The organism is Candidatus Polarisedimenticolaceae bacterium (genome assembly GCA_036376135.1).
Taxonomy (GTDB): domain Bacteria; phylum Acidobacteriota; class Polarisedimenticolia; order Polarisedimenticolales; family DASRJG01; genus DASVAW01.
The window spans coordinates 22,082-29,042 of the sequence record DASVAW010000095.1; the positions used below are offsets into that span (position 1 = coordinate 22,082).

Genomic DNA, 6,961 nt, shown 5'->3' on the forward strand with positions numbered 1-6,961 from the left:
TAAGGGTCGATCGGTCGGGGACGACCTCGCTGCTTTCGTGGCAGCAGCCGAACGACACCGGAGGGTTCATCCACTGGTTCGACGCGATCCGGAGCGCGTCGGCCTCAACGTGGTCGGGCGCGGGAACGACGTGCGTGCTCTCCGACCTGCTCACCCAGTCGACCTCCGACGTGTACGTCCCTCCCTCCGGTCAGGGGGTTTACTACCTGGTGCGATCGGAGGACGGCTGCGGCGGGAACCTGGGGGTGCAGTCGAACGGACAGGCGCGCACGGGGCGCGCCTGTCCGTAAGGGTCAACGCTCCCGCCGGTAGGGATCCGGCGCCCACCCGTCGTCCTCGAACCCGCGGGCGCGCTCGCGGCGCGCGATCGCGTCGTCGGGTTCGGCGGGGAGCACGCCGAGCTTCACGAGGGCGTCGCGGTATTCGTACCGGATCGACACGACCGCGGCAGGCGTCGGGTCGTGGTCGAAGTCGACGCGGCGCACGCGGTGTTCGGTCTCGCGGCCGATCCCGGTGGCGGCGGAGTCGCGAGCCTCGGACTTGCGCATCCTCGACTCCGACTGCGGGGCCGCCGCTCCGATCCGCTCACAATCCTCGACGACGACCCGCTCGGGGAAAAACGCCGCCGCGATCACGCCGAGGTCGTCGGTTCTCCCGAGCCACGACCCGTACGAGCGCTTCTCGTCGGTGAAGTAGAAGCGGCGCGCGGTCGTCGCGCTCGTCTGCCACCCCTGCAGGTCGATCGTCTGCCCGGGGTCGAGGATCCACTTCCGCCCGTCGGCGGCTTTCGTGTGTTTCGCGTCGATCGAGTTGAGGCCGTCGACCGACAACGCGACGCCGACGCGCCGACCCGTGTGGTTGCGAAGCCGGATCGTGTATTCGCGCCCCTTCTGGGCTTCGACGTAGGTCGTGCCGCGGGCGGCGTATTCGGGGCGGGTGCTTCCGCCGACGAGGATCTCGACCGAATACGGGCCCTGGCTTGCCGCGTGGGCGGCGCCGACGGCGAGGAACGAGGCGGCGAGGGCGGTGCGGAGCATCGGGACCTCCTTGGGGCTTTCGGCCCCCTCGATCCGTTGGACCGGAGAGGGGGCGGGAAGTTCCCGGGGAGGTCAGGGTTCCTGGATCGTGCCGAGCCGGAAGGCCAGATCCGGAAAATCCGGATGCTCGACGATGGCGTCCACGTCGGAAGCTTGGACGACTCGCGCGATGGACCCCGGGGCGAGCCGGAAGCAGGCGATCGCCGGGATCTCGTGGTCGACGAGCCAGGCGTGCCGGACCCCGAGGGCGGCGTAGCGATCGAGCTTGAGGCCGCGGTCGCGTTTCTCGGTGCTCGGCGAGAGAACCTCGACGACGAGCAGCGGGGGCCGCTCGATCGCCCGTTCGGAGATCGCAGACGGATCGTCCACGACGACCAAGTCGGGCTGGAGGACGTCGTGAGGACTCAGGACGACGTCGAGCGGAGCGACGAACACCCGCGCGCCCCTCCGGAAGTGAGCTCGCAGGACTTCGAGGAGCTTGACGACGGCTTGCTGGTGCCGGGGACTCGGCGCCGGGGTCACGAGGACCTCCCCGTCGAGAAGCTCGTAACGCTTCCCGTCGTCAGGGAGGCGGGCGTAGTCGTCGTACCCGAGCTTGTGCCGCGGTGCGTGGGGCATGACGAACTCCGGGACTCCGCGGGAATCTACCGCCGATTCCGAAGCTCCGCGCGGGATTCGTACGGTCGAGGGGTTTCGTTTGCGCAACCCGGGTCAGGGTTCCTGAATCGTCCCCAGCCGGAAGGAAAGACCGGGGAAATCCGGGTGCTCGACGACCGTATCGCGTCCTTCCAGATGGACGATCCGTTCGGCGTCGCCCCCGCGGGGCCGGACGCACTCGATCGCGGGGATCTCGTAGTCCACGAGCCAGACGTGCCCGACCCCGAGGGCGGCGTAGCGCCGAAGCTTGAGCGTGCGGTCACGCCGCTGCGTGGAAGGCGAGAGGATCTCCACGACGAGGAGCGGAGCGCGCTCGATGCCGCGCTCCGAAACCGAGGTGGGGTCGTCCACCACGACCAGGTCCGGCTGGAGGACGTCGTGGGGTCCGAGGATCACGTCCGTCGGCGCCCAGAAGATCTCGGCGCGATCCGCGAAGTACGCGTCGAGGTGACGGAAGATCCTGCGGGCCGCCCTCTGGTGCGCGGTATTCGGCGCCGGGGTCACGAAGACCTCCCCGTCGAGAAGCTCGTAGCGCTTCCCGTCGTCAGGGAGGCGGGCGTAGTCGTCGTACCCGAGTTTGTGCGGCGGCGCGTGGGGCATGACGGACTCCGGGACTCGGCGGGAAGGTACACCCATCCCCGTCACGGCGTGTCTGGCGCCGTTCGGTTCTGGGTTGTCTATCGGGAACTCCAGGCTTAGTGGCGGAGCCGACGGGGCTCGAACCCGCGACCTCCGGAGTGACAGTCGGCCGGAAAGCAAGAAACGGCGCGGTTAATGGACTGCGCTTACGCAACGGCACCCAACCGAACGCAACTGCTGGCACACAGCAGCACAGGGGAGCCGTGCGATGATTCGGGTCATGAGGAAGGGCGCAATCCTCCCCACTGCGGTCGCGATGGTCATCTACGAAGCCATTCTCTTCGGTTGGTTCGACGCCGTCGGCTGGCGGTCGATCTTCCCGGGCGTTGCCGTGGTTCCCTTCGACTTACTCTTCGGCCTCGGGAAGGAACTCACGGCGCGCCCGTATGACGCGTTGAAGCTGTCGACGCTCATGCTCCCCGGGCTGCTTCTCTTGGTGGCGATCTTCCACGTGCTCCCGGCGATCGGGATCTACAAGTTCATGGCGTCGCTCCCTGAAATGCCGGGCCTGACTCGTCGGGGATCGAAGAGGCGGCATTCATGAGTGCGCTGGTGTTCCTCTAGGGCTCCGTAGTCGTGGGATCGCTGGCACTAGCGATCGTGGTCGCGCCATTCCACGCCGCGAAGATCAAACTCTCCGAAGCCGACCGTCATCTGTGGCACTCCAAGCCGAGGGTGGGCTCCAGGTAGCTTGGAAGCACTGGCGAGGGAGTTGGACCGCGTGGCTGATCTCAACGGCAATGGTGAGTTGGATCCTGGCGGCACTGCTGTCGCTCATCGTCAGCCGTTGAGGTAGGCGACTCAAGCCGATCGGCCGGGAGCCCGGCCGGACGATGAGCACACGACGACGCCCCTCTCGCAAGTGGCGCCGTTTGTGTGGCTTAATGGCGGAGCCGACGGGGCTCGAACCCGCGACCTCCGGAGTGACAGTCGCCCATAAAGCAAGAAACGGCGCCGTTAATGGCCGACGCCGACGGGACGGAACACAACGACACGCATCGGCTGACACGCTGCAGCACACAAGGTTCGCACGACTTTCAGCGCGTCACGCGCGGCCCCAGTCGACCGGCGACGCCGGGCGCGATGAGCCACACATCCCGACTCCCAGAACGAGGCACTCCGGGAACCCTGTCCGAGAATTGTGCCCCTCTCCCACTTGCTCCATCCGGGAGGATAATGCTGGACCTGCCTCATCGGAATCGAGGAAGGGCCATCCGTGAGAGCCGTGTTGTTCCTGCTGGGCTCCGTGTTCGTGGGATCGCTGGTACTCGCGATACTGGCCGCGCCATTCCACGCCGCGAAGATCAAACTCTCGGAAGACGACCGTCATCTGTGGCACTCCAAGCCGATGGGTGGGCTCCAAGTAGCTTGGAAGTACTGGCGCGGTAGTTGGACCGCTTCGTTGATCGCAACGGCGATGGTGAGTTGGATCCTGGCGGCACTGCTGTCGCTCATCGTCAGCCGTTGAAGTAGGCGACTCAAGCCGATCGGCCGGTAGCCCGGCCGGACGATGAGCACACGACGACGCCCCTCTCGCAAGTGGCGCCGTTTGTGTGGCTTAGTGGCGGAGCCGACGGGGCTCGAACCCGCGACCTCCGGAGTGACAGTCCGGTGTGCTAACCAACTGCACTACGGCTCCGCGCCTGGAACCGCGGGATAGTAGCACGGCGCCTCCACCCTTCAAGCCCCGGATCCGGGGCGCCGGCGCGGCCTATTTCAGCGCGTAGACGTCGATCGTCTCCCCCGACGCCGGGGTCAGGGTCGTCGCCAGCCGCCAGGCCGGATCCGACGCCCACGCCGCCGCGTCGGGGGCGCTCCGGTCGATCAGCAGGAGCTTCGCGCCGTGCTCGCGGAGCTGGGCGTTCCGCCCTTCCGGGGTCGGGGCGTCCGGGGTCCCCACGAACGGGGTATCCATGAAGTAGCCGACGTACATCCCTCCCCAATAGAGGTTCGACGCGATCGGGCCGGTGAGGCCGAGCTCCCGGAGCTTCGCCGCCGCGTGACGGTGGAGCTTCCCGTCCACCGTGATGTCGTTGAACGGGCTGACGCCGGTCTCCTCGACGACGTGGGGACGGAATGGGAGGTTCGCGTGCGCCGCGAACGAGAGCAGGACGCCCCCGAGGAGCGCCGTTCCCACGAGGCGAGGGAGGTGACACGCCAGGGTACAGGCCGCCTGGATGCAAGCCAGGATGCACAGCGGGCGCAGGTACGGAGCGGTGTAGCGGTAGGTGAAGTAGACGAGCACGAAGGGAGCGGAATAGAGGACGACCGTCCCCGCGATCCACGCGAGCCGGTTCGCCGCCTCCTTGTCCCCAAGGGCGTAGGCGAGGAACGGGGCGAGGAGCGTCAGCCCGACCGACAGGCCGAGCAGATCGAACCGCGCGAGGCTGCCGACGACCTCCTTCGCGATCCGCCACGAATACGAAAGCTGGTGGCGCATCATCGCCACGGAGTCGAACGGCGACCAGGGCCGGTAGGCCAGGACTTCCGGCGTCTCCCAGACGGTGACGCGGCCGGGGACGGGGGTCCACATCTGCCGCGAGTCCAACGGGTCCGGCCCCGTGATCGCGCGGTTGACGCCCCCGACGAGGCCGTAGGTCGGATGCCCGTACTTGAGCGAGAGGGCGGCGCACCACGGCCCCGCGACGATCGCGAAGCCGAGCATGGCGAAGGCCCACGCGGCGAGCGCCCGGCTTCGATCGCGCGCGCGCCAGGCGATCGACAGCGGGCACCAGAGCAGGAAGAACGGAAAACCGTACGCCTTTCCGAGGTAGGCGAGCGCGCCGCAGGCACCGGCGAGGACCTGAAGGCCGCGCCGATCGAGGAACCCGCGGCTCCACAGGACGACGGTGAAGGCCATGAGGCCGGTCGCGAGGATCACGTCGGGGAAGGCGGTCGCCGACCAGATCAGGGTCGCATCCGCGACGAGGAGCATGGCCGCCGTCTCGAGCCACCACGGGAGTGCGGTCAGCCGCCGCATCGCCGTCCACGCGAGCACGACGAGGGCCGCACCCCACAGGGCGACCACGGCGTAGGCGGCGTGAAGCGCGTCGAAGCCCAGCGCGATTCCCGGGGCGACGCACCACGAGAGCATCGGGCTCCAATACCCCGCGATCGCGTCGGCGAAGCGCCCCTGCGTCCAGTAGAGGGCGTTCCTCAGATACGCGACGGCGTCGGGGTTGATCGTGTCGCGCTGCTCGAGTCCGACGGCGACGATCCGGGCCGCGAAATAGGCGAGCGGCAGCCCGAGGGTGAGGGCCCTCATCGCCGCCGGAGTCCGAGCACGCTCAGAAGGAACGACGACAACATCGTCTGGAAACCGAGCGCGGCGAGGAAGGTGCCGGGGATGACCCACCGCATCGTGGCCGCGTAGTCGAGGGGGCCGAACCCGGACGCCCTCCACTGCGCCGCGACGACGCCCACGAGGCCCACGCCGACGACGAACAGGCCGGTGCCCGCGATCAGGCCGTGCTCGAGACGCACGCGGTCGAAGAACCGCGTCAGGCGCGGGTCCTCCGGAAGGACCCCCTCGGTGATCGCGAAGACCTTCGCGCAGAGCGCCGAGACGATCAGGTTGAAGCCGAGCAGCGCCGAGAGGCTCGCGACGAGCAGGGTGTGGACGTCGAGCCTCGCCCCGAACACGCGCACGCCGGGAAGCGCGAGGGCGTAGCCGAGCGCGCCCAGCGCGAGGAGCGCGAGCCCGGGCACGAGGAACAGCCACCGCGGGCTGCACAGCAGGAAGAACCGCAGCGTGCGCCAGCCGTCGCGGAAGGTGCGCAGGTGCGGCGCGTGGCTCTTCCTGCCGTCCGGGTGGAGCGTCACGGGGACCTCGGCGAATCTCGCGCGGCCGAGGCTCGCCTTGATCACCATCTCGGTCGCGTATTCCATCCCGGCGCAGCGCAGGTCGAGCGACTCGACGAACTCCCGGCGGAAACCGCGCAGACCGCAGTACACGTCGTGGATCGGGGCGCGGAACATCCGGCGCGCCAGCGCGCTGAACATCGGGTTCCCCCAGAACCGGTGGAGGAACGGCATCGCCCCCGGCATCACCGTGCCCCCGCCGGAGGGGAGGCGGCACCCCTGGACGAGATCGGCCCCCTCGCGCAGCGGCTTCACGAAGCGCGGGATCTCGAGGAAGTCGTAGCTGTCGTCGGCGTCGCCCATGATCACGAAGCGACCCTTCGCGCTCGCGATCCCCGCGCGCAGGGCGTTTCCGTACCCGCGGTCGGCGACCGGCACGACGCGGGCCCCGCAGCGCGCGGCGATCTCGCGCGAGCCGTCGGTGCTCCCGTTGTCGGCGACGACGACCTCCCCTTCGACCCCCGCGGCGGCGATGCCGGTGAGGGCCTTGCGGATGCACGTCTCGAGCGTGTCCGCTTCGTTGAGGCAGGGGATGACGACGGAGAGTTCCAACGGTGGGGATGCTAACGCGGGACGCCCCGCGCCGGAAAGGTGGATTCCGGCGCGGGGCGTTTCAGGGAACGAGTCAGAACGGGTAGCGGTTGAACGAGCACTGCAGCCCCTGGACGTCGTCGGACTCCAGGGTGCGGCCGTCGGTCCCGAAATACGACGCGTACATCGTCGGGCGCGGGGTCGAGGTGACCTCGGTGTGGTGCAGGCCGAGCGCG

General features: G+C 68.7%; 7 protein-coding genes and 1 tRNA gene. 2 read left to right on the forward strand and 6 right to left on the reverse strand.

Translation table 11 applies throughout. The features are described from left to right. Positions 1–293 precede the first annotated feature (293 nt). The 3 genes from VF139_09640 to VF139_09650 all read right to left on the reverse strand — a co-directional run bounded on the left by VF139_09640 (position 294) and on the right by VF139_09650 (position 2,294). A complete protein-coding gene (locus VF139_09640; GenBank protein ID HEX6851656.1) occupies positions 294–1,037 on the reverse strand; it encodes a hypothetical protein in 744 nt (247 codons plus the stop codon). A 72-nt stretch (positions 1,038–1,109) separates the two neighbouring features. After that, positions 1,110–1,655 carry a Uma2 family endonuclease gene (locus VF139_09645; GenBank protein HEX6851657.1) on the reverse strand — a complete coding sequence of 182 codons (546 nt, stop codon included), beginning with the start codon at positions 1,653–1,655 and terminating at the stop codon, positions 1,110–1,112. Between the two features lie 93 nt (positions 1,656–1,748). Further along, positions 1,749–2,294, reverse strand: coding sequence for a Uma2 family endonuclease (locus VF139_09650; protein HEX6851658.1), 546 nt, complete (start codon positions 2,292–2,294; stop codon positions 1,749–1,751). Between the two features lie 259 nt (positions 2,295–2,553). Here VF139_09650 and VF139_09655 point away from each other — a divergent pair, with 259 nt between their 5' ends. Continuing rightward, complete coding sequence (locus VF139_09655; protein ID HEX6851659.1) at positions 2,554–2,877, forward strand: hypothetical protein; 324 nt, start codon at positions 2,554–2,556, stop codon at positions 2,875–2,877. Positions 2,878–3,549: 672 nt separating this feature from the next. After that, positions 3,550–3,801, forward strand: a complete 252-nt coding sequence (locus tag VF139_09660; GenBank protein ID HEX6851660.1) for a hypothetical protein — start codon at positions 3,550–3,552, stop codon at positions 3,799–3,801. 94 nt (positions 3,802–3,895) lie between these two features. Here the strand turns inward: VF139_09660 and VF139_09665 are convergent. The 3 genes from VF139_09665 to VF139_09675 all read right to left on the reverse strand — a co-directional run bounded on the left by VF139_09665 (position 3,896) and on the right by VF139_09675 (position 6,746). Continuing rightward, a tRNA-Asp gene (locus VF139_09665) sits at positions 3,896–3,972 on the reverse strand. Between the two features lie 72 nt (positions 3,973–4,044). Beyond that, positions 4,045–5,598, reverse strand: coding sequence for a hypothetical protein (locus VF139_09670; protein HEX6851661.1), 1,554 nt, complete (start codon positions 5,596–5,598; stop codon positions 4,045–4,047). Next, positions 5,595–6,746 carry a glycosyltransferase family 2 protein gene (locus VF139_09675; protein ID HEX6851662.1) on the reverse strand — a complete coding sequence of 384 codons (1,152 nt, stop codon included), beginning with the start codon at positions 6,744–6,746 and terminating at the stop codon, positions 5,595–5,597. The genes VF139_09670 and VF139_09675 overlap by 4 nt, the downstream gene beginning before the upstream one ends. Between the last annotated feature and the right edge of the window lie 215 nt (positions 6,747–6,961).

Excerpts from the sequence above, each read along its gene's own strand:
- VF139_09655 (HEX6851659.1), top strand. The coding sequence starts at position 2,554 with ATGAGGAAGGGCGCAATCCTCCCCACTGCGGTCGCGATGGTCATCTAC.
- VF139_09645 (HEX6851657.1), bottom strand. The coding sequence starts at position 1,655 with ATGCCCCACGCACCGCGGCACAAGCTCGGGTACGACGACTACGCCCGC.
- VF139_09650 (HEX6851658.1), bottom strand. The coding sequence starts at position 2,294 with ATGCCCCACGCGCCGCCGCACAAACTCGGGTACGACGACTACGCCCGC.
- VF139_09670 (HEX6851661.1), bottom strand. The coding sequence starts at position 5,598 with ATGAGGGCCCTCACCCTCGGGCTGCCGCTCGCCTATTTCGCGGCCCGG.
- VF139_09640 (HEX6851656.1), bottom strand. The coding sequence starts at position 1,037 with ATGCTCCGCACCGCCCTCGCCGCCTCGTTCCTCGCCGTCGGCGCCGCC.